Origin of the sequence: Paenibacillus sp. EPM92 (assembly GCF_016586185.1) — a bacterium.
Taxonomy (GTDB): domain Bacteria; phylum Bacillota; class Bacilli; order Paenibacillales; family NBRC-103111; genus Paenibacillus_G; species Paenibacillus_G validus.
Map to the genome: position 1 here is coordinate 25,431 of NZ_BCPS01000066.1, position 22,605 is coordinate 48,035.

Annotated in this window: 19 protein-coding genes and 1 other annotated feature; of the genes, 10 read left to right on the forward strand and 9 right to left on the reverse strand. The window is 57.5% G+C overall.

Annotation, left to right across the window (positions count from 1 at the left end; all coding sequences use genetic code 11):
* Positions 1–40 precede the first annotated feature (40 nt).
* From JMF85_RS13985 to JMF85_RS14020, 8 genes are all read right to left on the reverse strand, one after another.
* Positions 41–685, reverse strand: a complete 645-nt coding sequence (locus tag JMF85_RS13985; RefSeq protein ID WP_054798718.1) for a methylthioribulose 1-phosphate dehydratase — start codon at positions 683–685, stop codon at positions 41–43.
* Entirely contained in the window at positions 682–1,344 is a 663-nt protein-coding gene (locus JMF85_RS13990; RefSeq protein ID WP_127607264.1) for a 2-hydroxy-3-keto-5-methylthiopentenyl-1-phosphate phosphatase, read from the reverse strand. Before JMF85_RS13990 ends, JMF85_RS13985 begins: the two co-directional genes overlap by 4 nt.
* On the reverse strand, positions 1,341–2,621 hold the full coding sequence (locus tag JMF85_RS13995; protein ID WP_201318403.1) for a 2,3-diketo-5-methylthiopentyl-1-phosphate enolase: 1,281 nt from the start codon (positions 2,619–2,621) through the stop codon (positions 1,341–1,343). Before JMF85_RS13995 ends, JMF85_RS13990 begins: the two co-directional genes overlap by 4 nt.
* Before the next feature lie 15 nt (positions 2,622–2,636).
* Positions 2,637–3,506, reverse strand: a complete 870-nt coding sequence (proC, locus tag JMF85_RS14000; RefSeq protein ID WP_054798760.1) for a pyrroline-5-carboxylate reductase — start codon at positions 3,504–3,506, stop codon at positions 2,637–2,639.
* A gap of 25 nt (positions 3,507–3,531) precedes the next feature.
* Positions 3,532–4,803: a glutamate-5-semialdehyde dehydrogenase gene (locus JMF85_RS14005; protein ID WP_127607268.1), complete on the reverse strand. Its 1,272-nt coding sequence runs from the start codon at positions 4,801–4,803 to the stop codon at positions 3,532–3,534.
* Between the two features lie 34 nt (positions 4,804–4,837).
* Entirely contained in the window at positions 4,838–5,971 is a 1,134-nt protein-coding gene (gene proB / locus JMF85_RS14010) for a glutamate 5-kinase (protein ID WP_201318404.1), read from the reverse strand.
* Between the two features lie 63 nt (positions 5,972–6,034).
* Positions 6,035–6,248, reverse strand: a binding site (T-box leader).
* 76 nt (positions 6,249–6,324) lie between these two features.
* Positions 6,325–7,410, reverse strand: coding sequence for a GGDEF domain-containing protein (locus JMF85_RS14015; RefSeq protein ID WP_164751787.1), 1,086 nt, complete (start codon positions 7,408–7,410; stop codon positions 6,325–6,327).
* A 107-nt stretch (positions 7,411–7,517) separates the two neighbouring features.
* The gene (locus tag JMF85_RS14020) at positions 7,518–8,720 is read right to left on the reverse strand and encodes a pyridoxal phosphate-dependent aminotransferase (protein ID WP_054795547.1); all 1,203 of its coding nucleotides are present in this window, start codon (positions 8,718–8,720) and stop codon (positions 7,518–7,520) included.
* 189 nt (positions 8,721–8,909) lie between these two features.
* On the opposite strand from JMF85_RS14020, the gene JMF85_RS14025 reads away from it, so the two are divergent.
* A complete protein-coding gene (locus JMF85_RS14025; protein WP_127607274.1) occupies positions 8,910–9,713 on the forward strand; it encodes a carbon-nitrogen family hydrolase in 804 nt (267 codons plus the stop codon).
* Positions 9,714–9,779: 66 nt separating this feature from the next.
* On the opposite strand, the gene JMF85_RS14030 is transcribed toward JMF85_RS14025, so the two are convergent.
* Entirely contained in the window at positions 9,780–10,751 is a 972-nt protein-coding gene (locus tag JMF85_RS14030; RefSeq protein ID WP_127607276.1) for a LysR family transcriptional regulator, read from the reverse strand.
* A gap of 172 nt (positions 10,752–10,923) precedes the next feature.
* Here JMF85_RS14030 and leuC point away from each other — a divergent pair, with 172 nt between their 5' ends.
* The 9 genes from leuC (at position 10,924) to JMF85_RS14075 (ending at position 22,600) form a co-directional block, all read left to right on the forward strand.
* Complete coding sequence (gene leuC, locus JMF85_RS14035; RefSeq protein WP_054795548.1) at positions 10,924–12,342, forward strand: 3-isopropylmalate dehydratase large subunit; 1,419 nt, start codon at positions 10,924–10,926, stop codon at positions 12,340–12,342.
* Between the two features lie 35 nt (positions 12,343–12,377).
* Positions 12,378–12,983, forward strand: a complete 606-nt coding sequence (leuD, locus tag JMF85_RS14040; RefSeq protein WP_127607278.1) for a 3-isopropylmalate dehydratase small subunit — start codon at positions 12,378–12,380, stop codon at positions 12,981–12,983.
* A 135-nt stretch (positions 12,984–13,118) separates the two neighbouring features.
* Complete coding sequence (locus tag JMF85_RS14045) at positions 13,119–13,991, forward strand: 3-hydroxyacyl-CoA dehydrogenase family protein (protein WP_127607280.1); 873 nt, start codon at positions 13,119–13,121, stop codon at positions 13,989–13,991.
* Positions 13,988–15,202, forward strand: coding sequence for an acetate kinase (locus JMF85_RS14050; RefSeq protein WP_127607282.1), 1,215 nt, complete (start codon positions 13,988–13,990; stop codon positions 15,200–15,202). The genes JMF85_RS14045 and JMF85_RS14050 overlap by 4 nt, the downstream gene beginning before the upstream one ends.
* Before the next feature lie 69 nt (positions 15,203–15,271).
* Positions 15,272–16,570, forward strand: coding sequence for an asparagine--tRNA ligase (gene asnS, locus JMF85_RS14055; protein ID WP_127607284.1), 1,299 nt, complete (start codon positions 15,272–15,274; stop codon positions 16,568–16,570).
* A gap of 57 nt (positions 16,571–16,627) precedes the next feature.
* Complete coding sequence (locus tag JMF85_RS14060; RefSeq protein ID WP_127607286.1) at positions 16,628–17,305, forward strand: DnaD domain protein; 678 nt, start codon at positions 16,628–16,630, stop codon at positions 17,303–17,305.
* A 456-nt stretch (positions 17,306–17,761) separates the two neighbouring features.
* On the forward strand, positions 17,762–18,607 hold the full coding sequence (locus tag JMF85_RS14065) for an ABC transporter ATP-binding protein (RefSeq protein WP_127607288.1): 846 nt from the start codon (positions 17,762–17,764) through the stop codon (positions 18,605–18,607).
* Positions 18,600–19,667, forward strand: coding sequence for an efflux RND transporter periplasmic adaptor subunit (locus JMF85_RS14070; protein ID WP_397375992.1), 1,068 nt, complete (start codon positions 18,600–18,602; stop codon positions 19,665–19,667). Before JMF85_RS14065 ends, JMF85_RS14070 begins: the two co-directional genes overlap by 8 nt.
* Positions 19,667–22,600: an ABC transporter permease gene (locus tag JMF85_RS14075; protein ID WP_201318405.1), complete on the forward strand. Its 2,934-nt coding sequence runs from the start codon at positions 19,667–19,669 to the stop codon at positions 22,598–22,600. The genes JMF85_RS14070 and JMF85_RS14075 overlap by 1 nt, the downstream gene beginning before the upstream one ends.
* The last annotated feature ends 5 nt before the right edge of the window (positions 22,601–22,605 follow it).

Below are 22,605 nucleotides of genomic sequence, written 5' to 3' on the forward strand. Positions count from 1 at the left end.
TGTAAGGTAAGTCCGCAACACGGGCCGGCAAGCGCCCTGCTTATTTCTTCAATACAGCAAGCCTATAGGCGTATTCGAACAAAAACTCGAATGCCTCCAGATGGCGCTTCGCCTCGAATGCATTGGCGCCCCAGGCGCAAATGCCGTGTTTGCGAATGAGGATGCCGGGAATGCGCGGGAGAATCGATCGTTCCACGAGCTCGGCGATTCGCGGAATGTCCGCATAGTTGGGCACAATCGGAATCTCAATCTGCGCTTCCTCGTCCCAGATATTGAACGCCTTGATGAGCTCCACGCCGTCGATCGGCACGCTGCCGCGTTCGGCGTACCACTCCGAGATCACATTGTTGAATACCGTATGCACATGGAAAATGGCGCCTGCTCCGGTTGCCCGATAAATCTCGCAGTGGATCAGCGTTTCCGCCGACGGCTTCAAGCTCGTCGCTTCGATCGCTTTCCCGTTCTGGTCGACGAGCAGGAAGTCGGACGGGGTATTGACCGATTTGTCCTTGCCGCTCGCCGTCACGGCGAAAGCGAACTGCTCGGGGGCGAACCCGCCCACGCGGATCGACAGGTTGCCGCTTGTTCCCGGGAACCATCCCCGTGAGGACAGCAAGGTTTTGATTTCCCGCAGCTCGGCGAACGCCTGCTGTTTCTCTTCTAGCGTAATGGCGCTGAAGCTCACCTTACGTTCAACTCCTCTATATGCTGGATCACATCATAAAAGTTTTCGAACGGCTTATAATTCAAGCCGAGTTCCTTGCACAAATCGATGAGGTGCGCGCGCGCATAAACCGTATCCACAAGCTTGGCCCCCTCGAAGTCGGTCACGCTGTCGCCGATCAGGATACGTTCGTATTCATCTGCGGGATAGGCGCGAATGATCGTCGTTTTGCACATCCCGCAATCGTTATGACAATGCTCGTCGCACGCGTGCGGCCACAAGATACGGAAATGCGAGCCGCTGAAATCGCTGGCGTTGCAGTATATATTGTCGCTCGGAATCGGGAACGCCGACAGTACGGGATACACGAAGAAGTCGATTCCCCCGCTGGTGACGAGAAACGTAATGCCTTCACGCTTGCAATAGTCGAGCAGCTCGGCGAACCCCGCACGAATCGTCACATTGCGGATCGCAAAGTCGATCACTTCCTCCTTGCGGGAGGTGGGAAGGAGGGCGAACATGCGTCCGACCCCTTCGCGAATCGTGATTTCTTTGTTAATCACCTGATCCACAAGCTTATCCCAGCCTTCCGGCTGAAAATGCTTCATAATGGCAACGATGTTGTCGTTGACGGTAATCGTGCCGTCGAAATCGCAAAAAATAACGCGCCGCTTGCTCATTCTTTAATCCCCCAAGCTTGAATTGCCGCCTGCAGTTCCGGGTGGGTTTCCGCATACGTTCTTAGCGGAATGCCGCTCAAGCAGCCGTCGATCGCTTGACGGAACGCGCGTCCTCCGGCCGCTGCGCCCATCGGGTGACCATGGACGCCGCCGCCGGCGTTCACCACGACGTCATGTCCGAAGTCGCGCAAGATCCACGGCACAAGTCCCGGATGAATGCCGGCGGACGGCACCGGGAAGCTGGTCCGCAGCGACAGCTGGTCCGCAGCGCGGCCGCCCGTCACATAGCCGGACGCTTCGGTTGTTAGGAGAGCATCCTTGATGGCCATGTTTTCCTCCAGCGGCATGACGACCGATCCGTACGGGGAAGGGAACAGAACGAGATCCGCGCCGGCCAGGCGCATCAGCTTGCCGAGCAGGACGTTAGCCGAAATGCCGTGGTACGCCGAGGGGTAGAAGGCGCCGGCGAGCGCCGGGTGCGCCATAATCGGCACGTTCACGTCGGGATGACGGCTCAGCTCGGCAAGCGCGTCGAATCCGTAGGCCAGCACGTTAAACAGCAGCGCATTGGCGCCGGCTCCGATGGCGCGCCTGGCTTGCTCAACCAAACCGAACGTCGGACCTGTCAGGTTAGCGGCATACAGCAGCTTTTGACCTGTTTCGCGTCCGGCCTGCTCCGCTGCCTCCATGCACACCTCAACGCGTCGTTCGATCGGCGTCAGCGGGTTCTCGAACAAGATCTCATCGTCCTTGATCAAATCGACGCCGCCAAGAGCCTGTTGGTAGAACTGCTCGCGCAGCGCCGGCAAATCGTGGCCGATTACCGATTTGAAGATGCTCATCAGCAGCGGTCTGTCTTGCACGCCGAGCAGGTCGCGTACGCCCTGCAGACCGAAACGAGGACCCGGGAAGGCGTCCAGGAACGAAGGCGAGAAGGTGAGATCGGTCAATTTAATACGGCCGTCCATCGACAGCTTGCCGAATACGGTGACCAGCAGCGCCGGAATGTCGCGGCTGAAGTTGACGTCCGGATAGGCGATCCGAATGTCGGCGTACCGTTCGCCGAGCGATTCGCCGGCAGCGGGTTCATGGACGTCGACGGAGACGACCCGGCCGAGGTGTTTCTCCATCTCGGCCTTCCGCGCTTCGGGCAAATCCGTCCAGCTGCCGACGGTCAGACCGACGGCGATACCGGTTGCTTTCTTATGAAAATCCGCTTTCTCGTCATAACAGCGGTATGTCGCTATGCAATAAGAAGCTGGCAAGGGCAAACTCACGATAATCCACCTCCTTTATTTGTTTTGGGACGTAACGGAATCGCTGATGGCGGCTCCGATTTCGGAAGCGCGCTCAGCCGAGCGAAGCACGGCTTGCGTGACCGTCTCGCTGAAGCCGCGACCGGCCATCAGCTCGAGCGCGGCTTGTGTCGTGCCGTTCGGCGACGTTACTTTGCGGCGCAGCTCGGCCGGCTCCTCGCCGGTCGTCTCAACCATGCGGGCGGCGCCAAGTACGGTTTGCACGGTCAGCCGGCGCGCTTCCTCGCGGTTGAGGCCGCCTTGGACGCCCCCCTCAATCATCGCTTCCATCATGAAATAGATGTAAGCGGGGCCGCTTCCCGACAGGCCGGTGACCGTATCGAGCAGCGGCTCGTCGACGATGCTGACGATGCCGGTCGACCGAAACATGTCGGTCGCGATTTGCCGCTGTTCGGCGTTGACGGCTGCGGAGAAGCTGATACCGGTTGCGCCGAGACCGATCGTGCTGGACGTGTTGGGCATCGTGCGCACAACCGGCATGCGCGGGTTCTCCAGCAGCCCGGATATCGTTTCAATGGATAGCCCGGCAATGACGGAGACGAGCAGCTGGCGCTCGTTCAACAGCCCGCGGAGAAGCCGCACGCCCTCTGCGGCATCCTTCGGCTTAAAGGCGATGACGACGACGTCCGCTTGGCGGATCGCCTGTTCTTTGGCGGCTTCGTCTTGCGTGTAACGAATGCCGTACGTCTGCTGAAGCTCCTGCAATCGAGCCGCATTCGAGCGGTTCGCGACGAAGATGCGCTCGCCTTGGACGCCCCCCTTGTCGATCAGGCCGCGAATGACGGCTTCGGCCATCGAGCCTGCGCCGATAAAGGCGATATTTATTGAAGCTAAAGTGTTGGACACGTTGAAGGACTCCTTTATATGTTCGTTATCCCCGGATTTGGCCGTTGCCGACGACACGGTATTTGCTCGATGTCAAGGCAGGCAGGCCCATCGGTCCGCGGACGTGAAGCTTTTGCGTGCTGATGCCGATTTCCGCCCCGAAGCCGAATTCGAACCCGTCGGTAAAACGGGTGGAGGCGTTGTGGTAAACGGCGGCGGCGTCGACTTCATTCAAGAAACGGGCGGCATGGTCGGCATTTTCGGTTACGATGCATTCGGAATGCATCGTCCCGTGAGCGGCGATATGCGCCAGCGCTTCGTCCAACCCATCCACGATACGTACGTTGAGAATGTAATCGTTATACTCGGTATCCCAATCCTGATCGGTGGCTTCATTCATGCCGGGGAAGATGCGGCGGGCCTGTTCGTCGCCGCGCAGTTCAACGTTCTGCTGTGCGAACTGGTGCAGGATCATCTCGAGATGCCGTTCGGCAAACGACTTGTGCACGAGCAGCGTTTCCATCGAGTTGCAGACGGAGGGGCGCTGCACTTTGGCGTTGATGGCGATTTGCAGCGCCATCTCCGGCTTCGCCGAATCATCGATGAACGTATGGCAAATGCCGGAGCCGGTTTCGATGACCGGTACGGAAGCGTTCTTCACGACATTCTGGATGAGCGAAGCGCCGCCGCGCGGAATGAGCACGTCAAGCAGGCCGTTCAGCTTGAGCATTTCTTGGGCCGAGGCGCGGCTCGGATCCAGCACGAGCTGCAGCGCATCGACGGGAACGTCGGTTTCGCGAAGCGCTTCGTGCAGTACCTCTACGATGCGTTTGTTCGATTCAAGAGCGGACGATCCGCCGCGCAGGACGACGGCGTTGCCGGTTTTCAAACACAGTCCGGCCGCATCGACCGTAACGTTCGGGCGGGCTTCGTAGATCATGCCGATCACGCCGAGCGGGACGCGCACCTTGCGGATCGACAGCCCGTTAGGCCGGTCGAACGCTTCGAGCACATCGCCGATCGGATCTGGCAGCTCCACGACTTGGCGCAAGCCTTCGGCCATCGCCGCGATGCGGGACTCGTTTAACGCGAGCCGGTCGAGCAGCGAGACCGAGATGCCGTTCTCGCGGCCGCGCTGCAGGTCGAGCGCGTTAGCGGCGATAATCGAAGAGGCTTCCTGAACCAGCGCTTCAGCCATGCGGAGCAGGGCGGCGTTCTTCTGCCCGGTGGAGAGCAAGCTAAGCTTCGGCGAGGCCGCTTTAGCCAGCTTCGCCTTTATCGTCACTTCAGAAGTATGGGTATCGTAAACAGTCGTCATTCGCCTGTTCCTCCTTTAAGTAAGTAAGCTGATCTTACAAATTTGCGCTATCTCTTGCTTTCGCCGTCGCGGCGAGGGTAATCCATTCGTCGCGGTGTATGACTTCGAGCCGCGGCACCTCGATGCGCTTCAGCACTTCGTCGGTGCTTAACCCGGCAACGGCTTGAAGCTGCCACGCCGCATAATTGACGACGCCCCGGCCGACCGTCTGCCCGCTCGCGTTCACAACCTCGATGACGTCGCCCGGGTGAAAGTCGCCGGAAACTTCCTTCACGCCGGCCGGCAGCAGACTTTTGCCGCCCTCGATGAGCGCCCGTTCCGCGCCGTCGTCGACGACGGCGCGGCCTTGCGGCTGTGAGTGGAAGCCGAGCCACTGCTTCTTCATCGGCAAATTGTGTTCGCTCGTATCGAAATACGTGCCTTTGCCGGAGCCGTCCACCGCAAGCGTCAAGTCGCCGGGTTCCATAACCCGGCCGACGAAGACGGGAATGCCGCCGCGCATCGCGATGCGGGCCGCTTCAACCTTGGAGCGCATGCCGCCGGTGCCGACGGAAGAGCCCGAGCCTCCGGCGATCCGGTAGAGCTCTTCGTCGATTTCGTTCACGCGGTCGATCCGTTTCGCTTCGGCGTTTTTCCGCGGATCTTCCGTGTAGAGCCCGTCGGTATCGGTCAGGATGACCAGCTTGCGCGCCCGTACCAGATTAGCGACCAGGGCGGATAACGTATCGTTGTCGCCGAATTTCAGCTCGTCGACCGAGACGGTGTCGTTCTCGTTAATGATCGGCACCATGCGCCTTCGAAGCAGCTCCTCCAGCGTCATCTGCGCGTTATGGATGCGTTTGCGGTTGGAAAAGTCGGAGCGGGTAAGCAAAATTTGACCGACGCCGACACCGTGGCGTCCGAATGCATCATGGTACGCCTGCATCAGCAGCGCTTGCCCGACGGACGCCGAAGCTTGCTTCTCATGCAGCGCTTTGGGACGGGATGCATAGCCGAGCTCGCGAAACCCGGCCGCGACCGCGCCGGAGGTGACGAGCAGCACCGGATAACCGGCGCGGTGCAGAGAAGCCAGTTCCGAGGCGAAGAACACGATTTTATCGCGGTTCAGCCCCCCTTCATCCGACGTGAGCGAGCTGCTTCCGATTTTGACGACAATGGCTTGCGACATATACTTCACTCTTTTCCGTTACGATTGGAGGAGGGTCCCGGTAAATGCAAAAAGGCCCCGTCCTCTAAGGACGAAAGCCATAACTTCCGCGGTACCACCTTACTTGATGAGCGTGCTCATCCGTCTTGATCCCTCATAACGGCGGGGAACGCCGTCCAACTCGTCGTTGGCCGTTCAGGGGCGGGTTCGGTAAGTCTTCACGGTAAATTCTCTCAGCCGTCGGAATTTACTCTCTGAGCGTGCAGGGGCTTCCTACTATTCCCATCATTACGTTTGGTTTCTTGTTTAGCATAGCACGCCCGGACGCGGTTTGTAAAGGAGAGGGCGCCGTCCGATACGGGTTGGATTTAGAGCTAGCCTGCGCAGGCGGTTCGGTTTTTGCCGGAATGTTTGGCCTCGTACAGCAGCATATCCGCTTTCTCGAACAATCGCTCTTTGTCTTCGTTGGCGCGATGCGCATACAGGCCGATACTGACTGTCACCGAGCTGCCGTCCAACTCAGGGTGCCGCATATTCGCAATGACGGTGCGAATGTCCTCAAGCATCGCATACGCTTCCTTGAACGACTTCTCGGTCATAATGACGGCGAATTCCTCACCGCCGTAACGGGCGGCGAAATCGTTAGGGGTAAGGGCTTCCTGGATGGCGGTTGCGACTGCCCGCAGCACGATGTCGCCGGCGCGGTGTCCGTACGTGTCGTTCACGGTCTTAAAATTATCAATGTCGAGAACGGCGAGGCAAAGCGGGAACGGCTGATGATTCCACAGCTCGAGCAATTTGTCCAAGTATTCGTGAAACGTCCGGTGATTGTAAAGTCCGGTAAGCGCGTCGGTTTTGATCAGCTTGTCCAACACGACATTTTGCACCAGAAGCTCCTGTTTGGCGTCGATGACCGATTGCAAATAGCGGGCCAATTGCCGTCCGCGGGCCACGATCGTTAAGGCGATCAGGAGCACGGCGACTAGCAACAGATGTATCAGGATGATTTGATCCCGGGTTGTCTGTACGCGAATCGCTTCGTTGGCGAACGTCGTGACGTAAAAGCAGGATAAGTTCAGGCCGAAGGCATAGAACGCGATTTGGCGCCGCATGTAGATAACCGAAATCAGCAACGGCAGCACAAACAGCGATTGGATAAACGTGATCATCGAGATCGAGGAGACGAGCACGGCACACATGGCGGTCGCGGTCGTGATCATGAAGAAATCTTGATAAGCCTTCATTCTCGGCAGCGTCAACTCAGCGACGATGGCGACTGCAGACAAGCCCGCCGTCGGAAACAGGATACATGGGTACAAGGCGCTCTCTTCGCTTACGGAGCGAAACGGGTACCCGACGCATGCCACCGCTAACGACAGAACGATCATGCACCAATACGCATTTAAATAGATACGATGCCAACGATTCATTTGCAGGCTGGAGATCGTGTCGTAGTCCATAGGCATCACCTTAAACGGTAGAATAAGACTTCGGAATGATGGATGCAATGAGCTTATTCTACCATAGTCCTAAGGTTTGGTATATATGAATGATCCCCTTGGCGGTCTTAAAATAAACCGAGCGCTTCAACCCGGCGCACCGCTTCCTGCAGTCTCGATTCCGGACTTAGCAAGCCGAGCCGTACGTAACCTTCGCCGTGCTCCCCGAAGCCGATACCGGGCGCAACGACGATTTTGGCTTCGTTCAGCAGCCGATCGGCCAGCGTTTCGGAGGTGTATCCCTTCGGAACCGGCAGCCATGTAAAGAAAGAGCCTTGCGACCGTTTCGCTTGCCAGCCGATCCGGTCCAGCTCGGTAAACAGCGCATGACGGCGGGATTGATAAACCGCGACAAGCTCGTCCACGCACGATTGCGGTCCGGTGAGCGCTACCGCCGCCGCCGCTTGAATGCCTCCGAACAGGCTGCAGTAATAATGATCCTGTATCAGGTTGATCATGCGCACAACTTCTTTATTTCCGAGGCAAAAGCCGACCCGCCATCCGGCCATATTGTACGTTTTGGACAGCGTGTAAAATTCGACGCCGACTTCCTTGGCGCCCGGCACCTGCAAGAAGCTGACGGGCTTCGTCTCTTCGAACCCGATTGCGCCGTAAGCGAAATCGCTGGCGACGACGATGCCGTGCTTGGCGGCGAACCGCACGGTTTCCTCGTAGAAGGAGTAAGGAGCCGAGACAGCGGTCGGGTTGTTCGGGTAGTTCATGAACATCAGCTTCGCTTTGTTGAGATCGTCGGCCGCCAGTGAGTCGTAATCCGGCAGGAACGCATTCGACTCCCGCAGCGGCATGAACGCCATGCGGGCTCCGGACAATGCGACGCCGGACCAATAATCCGGATAGCCCGGATCCGGGACGAGGCACACGTCGCCCGGATTGAGCAGACATTGGGCGATTTCGACGAGCCCGGTTTTGCCGCCGAACAAGATGGCGACCTCCGTTTCGGGATCGAGCTCGACGCCGTAATCTTCACGATACCGCTGGGCGACCGCTTCCTTCAGGAACATATAGCCGTTGAACGGCGGATATCTGTGGTATTGGGGGTTCTCCGCCGCTTCCTGCAGCGCCTGTACGATATGCGGCGGCGTCGGACGGTCCGGGTTGCCTTGGCCGAGATTGATGACATCGTGTCCGGCAGCGATTTGCTCGTTCGCTTTGCGCACGAGTTTGGCGAAAAATTGGGTAGGCAGCTCCTGCAGGCGCTGCGCGGGCTGAATGGGAAAAGCGCTGACGGCGCTGGGCGAAGTTGGGTTCATGTTCGTCTCACTCCATTGCTTAGTATCGGTATGCGGGCTGATGCCGCTTTAGTTGAATACGATTAATGTAACATGAATTCCGACCTGTGTACATGGGAATGGCTTTCGCATGGAGGATCCGTTGAAGTTGTCGGCCTCATGCTCTATAGTTAAGGAAATGTCGATTTTACGAAGTAAAGGATGGGGAACATGACACAAGGCACCTGGAACGTCGCGCTGCTGCAGATGGACATAGCCATCGGCGAGCCGGAGCGCAATTACGCCAAGTTGGAAGAAATGCTGAATGAAGCGGTCACGAATGAAGTGAAGCCGGATGTGATCGTCATTCCGGAGATGTGGAACACCGGGTATGCGCTGGACCGCATTCAGGAATTGGCCGACCCGGCCGGAGAACGGACGCGGGCGCTGCTGTCCGGGTTTAGCCGGGAACACGGGGTGAACGTCGTGGGCGGATCGATCGCGGAGAAGCGGGAAGGCGGGGTTTTCAATACGATCTATGCGTTCGATCGTGAAGGGAACGAAGCCGGCGACTATTCGAAAATTCATCTGTTCCGGTTGATGGACGAGGAGAAGTTTTTGCAAAGCGGAGACAAGCTGGGAAGGCTTGAGCTCGACGGCGTTCCGGCGGGGATGATGATTTGTTACGACATCCGCTTCCCGGAATTGTCGCGCAAGCTGGCGCTCGGCGGCGCCCAGGTGCTGTTCGTGCCGGCGGAATGGCCGAATCCGCGCCTGCACCATTGGCGAACGCTGCTGATGGCGCGCGCGATTGAGAATCAGATGTTCGTCATTTCGTGCAACCGTGTCGGCATAAGCGGAACGACGGAATTTTTCGGTCATTCCATGGTCATCGACCCGTGGGGCGAGGTGCTCGCGGAAGGGGACGAAAGCGAGCGCATCGTGCGGGCCACGATCGATCTCGGGCTTGTGAAGGACGTTCGCCGGCGCATTCCGATCTTCGAGGATCGACGTCCGTCGTTGTACGCGGAATAAGCGGGGCTATCCCCGCGCCATGCCGTCATCGCATGGCGAAGGGACACCATTAATGGCAGGCTGGAGTCAGGTCGGCGTGCGCATGACGTCGCGGAACGTCTCCATGAACGCTTCGACCGCCTTGGACAAGTAGCGTCCTTTGCGGTAAGCGACTACGAGCGTTCGCGTCGGACGGCTTTGCAGCGGCAGGTAGGCAGGCGCCAGCTTGCTCCAGCGGCCGCGGGATACCATGTGCGGCACGAAGGCGATGCCCATGCCGGCGGCGACGAGCGACTGCACCGTCTCGATGTTGCTGCTTTCGAACACAATGTTCGGCGAGAAGCCTGCGCTGCCGCACAGCTCGATGGCGATTTGCCGGAAGCCCTGGCCCTTCTTCAGCGCGATGAACGGCTCGTTCCGCAGCAGCCCGATGTCGACCGGCTGCACCGAGCGGTCTGCGCCTGATAGCGGACGGAGCGGATCCGTCCACGCATCGCCTCCTTCACCGGGGGCCGCTTCTGCGGCCTTGGCGGCGAGCGGATGCTGCGGCGGCACCGCCAGCACGATTTCTTCCTCGATCACCGGCTCGTAAGCGAGCGCGTCGTCAAACAGCGGCAGCGACAGCAGCGATATGTCCGCCTGGCCGCTGGCGGTCAAATGCTCGAGGTTCCTCGTCGTCTCCTCGACAAGCACGACGTCGATCTCGGGGTAGCGCTCCTGAAAAACGGGAAGCACGAGCGGCAGGACGTGCGCGCCGGTGATCGGCAGGCTGCCGACGACAAGCCGGCCCTTGCGCATCTGTGAAATATCTTCCATTTCCTTCTTCAGCTGCTCGACGGTGTCGAGTATTTTTTGTGCCTTCTCCACGAAGAGCGACCCGGCATACGTGACCTCCACCGAGTTTGTCGTGCGTTGAAACAAGAGTACGCCGATTTCTTTCTCCAGCTTGGACAGCTGCTGGCTGAGGGAGGGCTGGGCGATGTGCAGCTTTTCTGCGGCGCGGGAAAAGTTTTTGTCGATAGCGATTTGCAAAGCGTATTGCAGCTGACGCAGTTCCATGATCGTTCAAACGGCTCCTTTGGTTCATAATTGATTTATGATGCATTATTATCGAAACCTATCAATGTTATAGCTATTATATCTTGGAACAATGAAGTTGAACATGGTACGATGTAACACATAGAGCAGTACATTCCAAGGATTCATTCATACACAACCCGAGGTGGAACCGATGGCAAAAACAATGTTTGAGAAAATTTGGGATAACCATGTCATTCAATCCGAAGCAGGCAAACCGAGCATCATCTATATCGACCTGCATTTGGTGCATGAAGTGACAAGCCCGCAAGCTTTCGAAGGACTTCGCTTGAGCGGCCGCAAAGTGCGCCGTCCGGACCTGACGTTCGCGACGATGGATCACAACGTGCCGACGAAAGACCGTTTCAACATCACCGATCCGATTTCGAAGCAGCAGATCGATACGCTTTCGAAAAACTGCGCTGACTTCGGGATCAAGCTGTTTGACCTGGACAGCATCGACCAAGGTGTCGTGCACGTTATGGGACCGGAAGTCGGCTTGACGCATCCGGGCAAAACGATCGTCTGCGGCGACAGCCACACGTCGACTCACGGCGCTTTCGGCGCATTGGCGTTCGGCATCGGGACGAGCGAAGTCGAGCACGTGCTCGCGACGCAATGCTTGCAGCAATCCAAAGCCAAAACGCTTGAAGTGCGCATCAACGGCCGCTTGCAGCCGGGCGTCACGGCGAAAGACTTGATCCTCGGCGTGATCGCGAAATACGGTACGGATTTCGCCACCGGTTACGTCATCGAGTATACGGGCGAAGCGATCCGCAACTTGTCGATGGAAGAGCGCATGACCGTATGTAACATGTCGATCGAAGCGGGCGCAAGAGCCGGTTTGATCGCGCCTGACCAAACGACATTCGATTACTTGCGCGGACGCGAGTATGTGCCGCAAGGCGAAGCGTTCGACAGAGCGGTAGCCGAATGGAGCAAGCTGACGACAGACGAAGGCGCTGTATACGACCGTGTGGTTGAATTCGACGCCGAGAGCCTGATCCCGCAAGTGACCTGGGGCACGAGCCCGGGCATGGGTACCGACATTACCGGCGTTGTGCCGAATCCGGCGGACTTCACGACCGAGAACGAGCGCAAAGCTGCTGAGAAAGCCCTGGAGTACATGGGCTTGACGCCGGGAACGCCGATGTCCGAAATCGCGATCGATTATGTGTTTATCGGTTCCTGTACGAACGGCCGGATCGAAGACCTGCGCGCCGCCGCAGCTGTCGCTCAAGGTCATAAAGTGGCTCCGAACGTCACGGCGATTGTCGTACCGGGATCGGGCCGCGTGAAGATCCAGGCCGAGAAGGAAGGTCTGGACAAAATCTTCACCGAAGCCGGATTCGAATGGCGCGACGCGGGCTGCTCGATGTGTCTGGCAATGAACCCGGACGTGCTCCAACCGGGACAACGCTGTGCGTCGACGTCCAACCGGAACTTCGAAGGCCGTCAAGGCCGCGACGGACGCACGCATCTCGTATCGCCGGCGATGGCTGCCGCTGCAGCGGTCAAAGGGCGTTTTACAGATGTGCGCGATTGGGAATTTAAAGTGAAGCAGGAAGCTTAAGCATACACCACATGAGAAATAAGGAGTAGAACGACATGGAAGCCTTTAAAAAGCATACCGGCATCGTCGGCCCGGTCGACCGCGTGAACGTCGATACGGACGCCATCATCCCTAAACAATTCCTGAAACGCATCGAGCGTTCCGGCTTCGGCCAGTTCCTCTTCTTCGAATGGCGATTTGACCCGAAAGGGAACGTCATTCCCGAGTTCAGCTTGAACCAGCCGCGTTACCAAGGCGCTTCGGTGCTGATCTCCCGCGCCAACTTCGGCTGCGGTTCATCCCGCGAGCACGCGCCATGGGCGATTCAAGACTACGGCTTCCGCGTCGTCATTGCGCCGTCGTTCGCCGACATTTTCTACAATAACTGCTTCAAGAACGGCATCCTGCCGATCACGCTCAGCGAAGAGCAAGTGGAAGAACTGTTCCAGCGCACAGCCGCTCAAGAAGGCTATAAGCTGACCGTCGATCTCGAGAACAATACGATCACCGACGACCAAGGGCTGAACATCGTGTTTAACCTCGACGAGCATCGCCGTCAATTTCTGCTGCTCGGTCTTGACGATATCGGCTTAACGCTGCAGCATGAAGACAAAATTGCCGCGTACGAAGCGGCTCATGAAGCCCGCCTTGCCAACAAATAAGCTTGTGTCAAAGTCCGCCGCCCGATAAACCGGGTTTGGCGGACTTTTTTTGCGAAAAGTGTGACAAATGATTTATGAAAATTTCTTCCGCTTGTGTATAATATCACTGGATCGATATGGAGGGGGGACGCCATCATGGTATTTAACAAAATAGGAGTCGTCGGAGCGGGCACAATGGGCCAAGGCATCGCGGAAATGTTAGCCTCCCGCGGGCTTGAGGTGCTGCTGATCGAACGAACGCCGGAGCGTCTGGACCAGGCTTGGGAACAAATGGAGATTAGCCTAGACAAGCAGATCGAGAAATGGGCGATTACGATCCCGGAGAAAAAATTGATTTTATCGCGTATTCATAAGATGACGGACTGGAGCCGGTTGTCCGAGTGCGACATGGTGATCGAATCGATCAGCGAAGATCTGGATTTGAAAAAACAAGTGTTCGCGCGGCTTGACGACCTGTGCCCGCCCCCGATCATTCTCGCAAGCAATACGTCGACGCTCAGCTTAACCGAGATAGCGGCCGCAACGAAGGTGCCGGAGCGGGTGATCGGGCTGCATTTTTTGTACCCGGTATCGAAAATTCATCTCGTGGAAATTATTCGGGCGGTTAAAACGAGCGAGGATACGTTCGAACAAACGCGCCGTTTCGTGGAACAAACGATTCAAAAACGCGGCATTCAAGTGTACGAATCACCGGGCTTCGTGACGACGCGGTTGATCTGCATCCTGATTAACGAAGCGATGCATGCGCTTTCCGAACGGGTGGCGACGGCCGACGATATCGATAGCGCGATGCGGATCGGGTACGATTTTCGTTACGGACCGCTGGAGATGGCTGACCGGTTCGGACTCGATTCGGTGCTGGCGGCGATGGAGCGAATGTTCCGCGAGTTCGGCGAGCTGAAGTACCGGCCTTCGTTCCTGCTCAAACAAATGGTTCGGGCGGGGCATCTCGGGACGAAAACGGGACAAGGCTTTTTTACCTACGATAAGGACGGTGACCGACTATGATTATTCTCGTCATCAACGCCGGGAGCTCGTCATTGAAATTTCAACTGTATCAAATGACGGATGAATCGGTGCTGGCCAAAGGCAAGGTGGAGCGGATCGGCATGGAATCGGCGATTCTCACTTACGAACCGGAAGGGAAGCAGGACATTCGCGAGGTGCGGGAAATTTTGGAGCATACGACGGCGATTCGCCGGGTGCTCGATATGCTGGTCCATCCGGAATTCGGCGTGCTGCAATCCGCAGCGCAAATCGAAGCCGTCGGGCACCGGGTCGTGCATGGCGGCGAGTCGTTCTCCAGCTCGGTGAGGGTGAACGAAGAGGTGAAGCGCGAGATCAAGCGGCTGTTCGACCTTGCGCCGCTGCACAACCCGGCACATATGCTGGGCATTCAAGCGGTCGAGGCGAACATGCCGAATACGCCGCAGGCGGTCGTATTTGATACGGCGTTCCACCAGACGATGCCCGAGACGTCCTATTTATACCCCATTCCGATGGTGCTCTACAAAAAGCACAAAATTCGCCGTTACGGGTTTCACGGCATGTCGCACGCTTATGTCAGCGAGCGGGCGGCTTCGTTTCTCGGCAGGCCGCTTTCGGAGCTGAAGCTGGTGACGTGCCATATCGGCAACGGCGCCAGCTGCGCAGCGGTGCTGCACGGCCAGTCGCTCGACACGAGCATGGGCTTAACGCCGCTGGAAGGGCTGATGATGGGGACGCGCAGCGGGGACATCGATCCGGCGATCGTTCCGTTCACGATGGGCAAGGAAGACCTGACACTGTCGGAGGTCAACTCCATGCTGAACAAGCACAGCGGGCTGATGGCGATCTCCGGCATCAGCAGCGACATGCGGGAGATTACGCAGGCGATGGAGGCGGGCGACCGGAACGCGACGCTCGCGTTCAAGATGTATGAATACCGGCTGCGCAAATACATCGGCGCTTACGCCGCCGCCATGAACGGCATCGATGCTATCGTGTTTACCGCCGGCGTAGGGGAAAACTCGGCCGTGCTGCGCGACGCCGTCTGCCGTAACCTGACGTTCCTCGGCCTAGAGCTCGACGAAGCGGCCAATATGCGCCGCGACGGCGGGGAACGGGTCATCACCAAGCCCGGTTCGCGCGTTCAGGCGCTCGTCATTCCGACGAATGAGGAGCTGGTCATCGCGCGGGATACGCACCGTTTGATTTTCAAATCCAATCATGTAGAATAAGGATAAAGAGCGCCGGTCGAACATCTGTTCACCGGCGTCCCGGATTCGATCAAGCAAGGAGGATGGCTGATGAATCGCAATTTGGTTACGATTCGCCAAGCGGGCGGGCACGTGGAACAAACGGTTACCATCGGTTGTTGGTTACATAATATCCGCTCGAGCGGAAAAATAAGGTTTTTGCAGCTGCGGGACGGTTCCGGATTTATGCAGGGCGTCGTTGTGAAAAGCGAAGTTTCCGAGCAAGTGTGGGAGGACGCAGGCAAGCTGACGCAGGAAAGCTCCTTATACGTTACGGGCGTCGTACGTGAGGATTCGCGAAGCAAGGGCGGCTTCGAGCTCACGGTCACAGGCATCGAGATCATTCAGCTCGCGACCGATTATCCGATTACACCGAAGGAGCACGGCGTCGATTATTTGATGGATCACCGTCACTTGTGGATTCGTACGCCGCGGCAGCGGGCAATTTTGGTCATTCGTTCGCAAATCATCCGGGCGATTCAGCAGTTTTTTGACGAACGCGGATTTCATTTGGTAGATCCGCCAATCTTGACGCCTTCTTCCTGCGAAGGGACGACCAATCTGTTCCATACGAAATATTTTGACGAGGACGCTTACTTGACGCAAAGCGGACAGCTTTACATGGAAGCGGCGGCGATGGCGCTCGGCCGGGTGTATTCGTTCGGGCCGACGTTCCGCGCCGAGAAGTCGAAGACGCGCCGTCACTTGATCGAGTTTTGGATGATTGAGCCGGAGATGGCTTTCGTCACGCATGAAGAGAATCTGGAAGTACAGGAGCAGTTCGTTTCGTATGTCGTGCAGTCGGTGCTGGCGAACTGCCGCAAGGAGCTTGAGGTGCTGGAACGGGATGTGACGAAGCTGGAGCGCATTCAAGCCCCGTTTCCGCGCATTACGTACGACGAAGCGGTCAAGTTTCTGCAGGACAACGGGCACGAGTTTGAGTGGGGCGAAGATTTCGGCGCTCCTCACGAGACGGCGATCGCGGAAAGCTATGACAAGCCGGTGTTCATCACGCATTACCCGACGGAAATCAAAGCGTTCTATATGAAGCCGGATCCGTCTCGTCCGGAAGTCGTGCTGTGTGCGGATATGATTGCGCCCGAAGGGTACGGCGAAATTATCGGGGGCAGCCAGCGCATCGACGATCCGGAGCTGATGGAGGAACGCTTCAAGGAGCACGAGCTATCGAAGGAAGCGTACCAGTGGTATCTGGATCTGCGCAAATACGGCTCCGTGCCGCATTCGGGCTTCGGTCTGGGGCTGGAGCGGACGGTCGCCTGGATTTGCGGCCTTGACCACGTCCGGGAGACGATTCCGTTCCCGCGTTTGCTCTATCGTTTGTATCCGTAAGGCCGGCCGGCGGTTCAGTTGCTCGGGTAAGGATACGTTACGGAAAGAGGGGTTGGCATGAGGGGGAACGGGCAAGAAGCGGGGGACTTTGCTGCCTTGCTGCTGGAAGGACTGCAAAGCGGCAGCGTCGAGGTGCCGTACTGGCTGCTGCAATATTATCCCCAGCTGCGTTTAGGGGAACATGAAGTGATGCTGCTGATTCATCTCATGGCGTTCAAGCAGAAGGAAGGCAAGGACTTTCCGACGCCTGAGGAGCTGTGCGCGCGGATGTCGATTGCACAAGACAAAGTGATCACAGTGCTGCAGAAGCTGATGCGGGAAGGATTCCTGCTGATCGATGAAACGAAGGATCCGGTGACGGGGGTACACAGCGAAGCCTACAACTGGTCGCCGCTGCTCAACAGGCTCGCGGCGATTCGCGCGGACGAATGGGAGGCTGCGCGCAGAGCGCAGATCGTTTCGGAGAGCGCGCGCGGGGAGCGGAAAGATATTTTTTCGATTTTCGAGAAGGAGTTCGGCCGGCCGTTGACCCCGATGGAGTTCGAATCGATCACAGGCTGGTTAGACAAGGACGGCCATCCGGAGGCATTGATCTTGGCCGGCTTGAAGGAAGCGGTGTTCGCCGGGAAAGTGCATTTCCGCTACATTGACCGCATTCTGCTCGAATGGCAGCGTAACCGGATTACATCGGTGGAACAGGCGAAGGAACATTCGCAGAAGTTCCGATCCCGGTAAGCTTTATGCAAGAAGTGCACTATCGTACAGATTCCGGTCGAGTTCAACGTGGAATTTGCGAAATATCGAGACATTCGTCCCCGGGGCGAATGTCTTTTTTCGCTTCTCGCCAAAAACACCATGGAGCCCGCCCCGAAGTACCCCTAACCTCCTTCAAGCCGTTTTGCGCCCTAACTTGCGCCCTAACCCCTCCCCGGCTTCTTAACGATTTCTTCATATTATCTTCATATCATTTATAATTTTGTCCGGCATCATGAATGAGATATTGCCGTTTTGCGGCGCTCGCAACCCGTGGAACCCGTGCCGCAGAAACCGGAAACATGGATTGTTAATTTGGTAAATATTTTTATTTTGTTGCTGCGTGATGTGTAACCTTTTTTCCAGTTCTGTCGTCTATTTCATGTGTTCCATCAATTCTGACCGGTGGTCGAAATTGTAAAAAAAAGGAGGGTCAACATGTTTCCAGGCTTGCGCAGAAACAAAAAACAAGCGCAGAAGCCAAGTCCCGGCGTGCCGGAGGAACCGCAATTCGGCGTCTCCTCCGAAGGCGAGCAAGTTCCCGAAGCGGCGTCCGCAGCCGAACTGGCTGCGCTAGAGCAATCGCTGCCTGCGGCGATCGATACAAGCAAGCCCTTGCTGACGGTGACCGGCGTCGAAAGGTCGTTTCCGGTTGGCGGTCAGCAGCTTCATGTCCTGAAAGGGATTGATATGTCGTTGTATCCGCTGCAGCTTGTAATGCTGAAAGGCCGGTCCGGTTCCGGCAAAACGACGCTGCTGAATTTGATCGGCGGCTTGGATCAGCCGAACCGTGGCGAGATCCGGTTCAAGGAACATCTGTTTCACCAATGCGGTGACGATGAGCGCACCTACATACGAAGAAAAGAAATCGGTTTTATATTCCAATCCTTTGCTCTAATGCCGCTCTTGTCCGCTTGGGAAAATGTGGAACTTTCCTTGCGCATGGCCGGGGTTCCCCGGGCTCAGTGGAAACCTCGCGTGACGCATTGCCTGGAGCTGGTCGGGCTTGTCAGACGGATGCACCACCGTCCCTTCGAACTGTCCGGGGGCGAGCAGCAGCGGGTGGCGATCGCCAAGGCGATTGCGCATAAGCCGAGCTTGCTGCTGGCCGACGAACCGACCGCCGAGCTGGATTCCCAGATGGGCGCTCAAGTCATGAACGTGTTCCGGGATATTATCCGCACCGAACGCATGACGATCTGCATGACCACGCACGATCCGACAATAATGGAGGTAGCCGACCGTGTTTTCGAAATGGTGGATGGGAAATTTATTAATGCTTAAAAAGGCGGCCAAGCCGGCGGCCATCGCCTGCCTCGCCGTATCGCTAGCCGTTACGGCGGGCTGCTCGGTGCTTCCGAAAGAGGAGGAAGAAGAAACGCTGCCTGCCATCCAGCCGCCGAAGCTGTCGAAGAAGCCGGAGTACGTCGTCAAGACCGATACGCTTGAAACGAAGGTTCGCGGCTCCGGAAAGCTGATGGCGACGGTGGAGGAGGACTTATATTTTACTGATGAAACGAGCCGCCGCATTAAAAATCTGTATGTCAAAACCGGTGACACGGTAGAAAAAGGTCAAATCATCGCCGAGCTCGACGTCACCGAGCAGGAGAGCCAGCTCAAGAAGACAAGGCTGCAGACGCGCAAGGATGAGCTGGTCATGATCGAGACGCTGCGCAATGCCGACGGCAAGAGCGCCGAAGAGGTCGAGCAGGCGAAGATCGATTTCGAGCTGAAGCGCGAGGAATTGAATAAGCTGGAGAGCACGATTGCCAATGCGAAGCTGACGGCCCCATTCTCCGGTACGATTGTGTCGGTGTATGTGAAGAAGGGCGATACGGCGAAGGCGTATGATGCGATCGTCACCATCGCCGATCTGTCACAGCTCACCGTTGCCGCAACGCTCAGCCAGGACGACCTGAAGAAGGTCGCCGTCGGGATGGAGGTTGTGGTCGACGTCAACGCGGCCGGACAGTATAAAGGGACGGTGCAGCAGCTGCCGAATCCGAAAGATCCGAACAGCGGGGGTGGCGGCAGCGGATTCCCCGGCGAAGGGCAGAAACAGCCTGACTCTATCGAAAATTACATGATTGTCAAGCTCGATCCGTTTCCGGAGGGGCTGAACCGGGGCACGATGTTAGGCGTCTCGGTCATTACGCAGCGCAAAGAGAATGCGGTGATCATTCCGCTGGCGGCGCTTCGTTCGTATTCGGGACGCAACTATGTGCAGGTCGTAGACGATAAAGGCAACAAGCGCGAGGTGGACGTGGAGCTCGGCCAGCAAACCTCCACCGATGTGGAAATTGTGAAAGGCTTGACGCCGGGACAGAAAGTAGTGGGTCGCTGATGCTGATGTTCCGTTTCTTGTTTCGCAAAATGTGGAACACCCGCTGGCTGACGTTAAGCACGTTGATCGGCTTGATCATGGCGGTCGCCTTCACGACCAGCATCCCGATGTACGCGGACGGTTCGCTGAAGCGCGTCGTCGCCAAATCGCTGGAAGAAAAAAGCGGCGGTTTGCCGGCAGGCTCGGTCATGATCCGTTATCAAGCGAGCGGCAGCGACCGTGCCGAGCTTAGCGATTTGAACGGTGTCGATGCGTTTATTCGGGAGGACCTGCCGAAGGACATCGCGTTTCCGCACCAGGCTTTCGTACGGACGTATTCGATTCGCGGCTCGCAGGTGTCGCCCGACGATCCGTCGAAGGTCGATCCGAGCAAGCGCAGACAGCTGACGCTGATGGCGCAGACCGGACTGAAGGAGCAGGTGGAGCTGACGCAAGGCACGTGGTTTGCGGAGCAGCCCCAAGGCGGGGCGGTCGAAGTCGTCATGTTCGAGGAGGCGCTCTACCGGGGCGATATGCATGTGGGGGACGTCTTCACATACCCGATCTCCGGAGGGCTCGGCATCGCTCCGCTCAAGATTAAGATCGTCGGCGCGTTCAAACCGCTCTCCGGCTCTGATCCCTACTGGTACCAAGGACTGGAAGGCTTGCTCAGCTCCACGTTCATGAGCGAAGCTGGTTTTCAGGATTATATATTGAACAATAAAAAGATTCCGCTGAACTTGGCGAACTGGTATTATGCGTTCGATTTACGCGACATCCAAACGAGCCAGCTGGCGGGTTTGGAGCGGAAGCTGGAGCGTCTTGACATCACGCTGTTCCAGATGCTCAAAAACACGAGAGTGGACATCTCGTTCATCCCGCTGCTGCAGGAATTTAAAGTGCAGAGCTTGCAGCTGCAAATCTTGCTGTTCACGCTGGCGGCGCCCATGATCGCCATGGTGTTCTATTACATCGTCATGAACGCGAGGCAGTCGCTCGACCGGCAGCGAACCGTAATCGCGGTCATTCGCAGCCGGGGCGGCAGCACAGGGCAAATTATATGGATCTATTTGCTGGAAGGACTGCTTCTCGGCGCAGCCGCTCTGCTTCTTGGACCGCTGCTCGGCTGGTTGATGGCCAAGAGCATCGGCTCCTCCAGCGGTTTTCTCACGTTCGTCGACCGCAAGGCCGTGCCGGTCGGCGTCTCGATGGAAGCGCTGCTGTACGGTGCGGCGGCCGTCGTCATTGCGATACTGGCCAGCGTTATACCGGCCATCGTGTTTGCACGGGCGTCGATCGTCAGCTATAAGCAGAAGCTGGCGCGCTCCGATCGGCGGCCGTTTTGGCAAAAGTGGTTTCTCGACGTGCTGCTGCTTGGTCTTGTGGGCTACGGCTACTACTTGTTCGGGCAGAGGCAGGATTTGTTCAGCCGCACGGGCATGACCACCGATCAGCTGCAGGTGCATCCGCTGTTGTTTTTTATCCCGGCTTTGTCGATTATTGCGCTCGGTCTGTTTTTCCTGCGCCTCTTCCCGTGGCTGCTGCGCTTCGGCAATTGGCTGGGCAAACGGGTACTGCCGGTTCCCGTCTACTTGACGCTGACGCAGCTGTCCCGCTCGTCGACGGCCTATTACCCGTTAATGATCTTGCTTATTCTTACCCTTGGACTCGGCGTGTATAACGCCTCGGCTGCGCGAACGATCGACTTGAACTCGACCGACCGCATCTTGTACGCCTACGGTACCGATGTCGTCATGCGCGCCGATTGGCAGGCCGTCTCCGACGAGCTGCCGAGTCCGCAGCAAGGAGGCGGTCAAGGCGGTCAAGGCCAGGGCGGTCAGGGCCAAGGCCAGGGCGGTCAGGGTCAGGGCCAAGGCCAGGGCGGTCAAGGGCAGGGCCAAGGCGGCCAAGGACAGCCCGGCGCACCAGGCAGCGGCAATGAGCCCCCTCCGAAGCTGCGCTACATCGAGCCTCCTTTCGAAGTGTTCCGCGAGCTGGAGGGCGTCGAGCATGCGGCTCGGGTCTTGACGGCCAAGAGCAACGTCGTCGTTTCCGGCAAGTCGCTCGGCCAAGGCATGCTCATGGGCATCGACAATGTAGACTTCGCCCATGTCGGCTGGTTCCGTAAAGATTTGTTCCCGATTCATCAAAATCTGTATTTAAACCTGCTCGGTCAGTATGAACAGGCAGTGATCATCCCGACTTCGTTCGCCGAGAAGCATCACATCAAACCCGGCGACCTGATGAATATTACCGTTTCCGGCCAACCGGTCGAATTCGTCGTCGTTGCGGCCGTCCCTTACTGGCCGAGTCAATATCCGGATGAAATGCCATTCTTTATCGCCAATCTGGAATACGTATACGATCAGGCGCCGATTACGCCGTACGACGTGTGGCTGAAGATGAAGGACGGGGCGAAGGTGGCTCCGCTGCTCGAGTCGCTGGCGGCGAAGAACGTCGATATCGCAACCGTGAAGGATGTGCGCAACGAACTGATCACCCAGAAGAAGCATCCGGCAAGGGGCGGGGTATTCGGCATATTGAGCCTTGGGTTTCTCGTGTCCGTGTTCGTTTCCTTGATCGGGTACATTCTTTACTGGTTCTTCAACCTATCGAGCCGTGTTGTCCAGTTCGGCGTGCTGCGCGCGATGGGGCTGTCCCGCAGGCAGTTAACCGGGATGCTGCTGCTGGAGCAGGCGTTTACGGCAGGTCTGGCGATTGCGCTCGGTTTCGGCATCGGCAAGCTGACGAGTTATTTGTTCCTGCCTTTTCTGCAAACCGCTGAGAACGTCAAGACGCAAGTTCCGCCGTTTCGCGTTATCTTCGATTCGCGCGATACAGGCCAGCTGTACGTCGTCGTCGGCGTCATGATGCTGACGGGTGCGGCGCTGCTGTTCCTGCACATCCGGCGTTTGCGTGTGCATCAAGCCGTGAAGCTCGGAGAGGAGAAGTGAGGCTG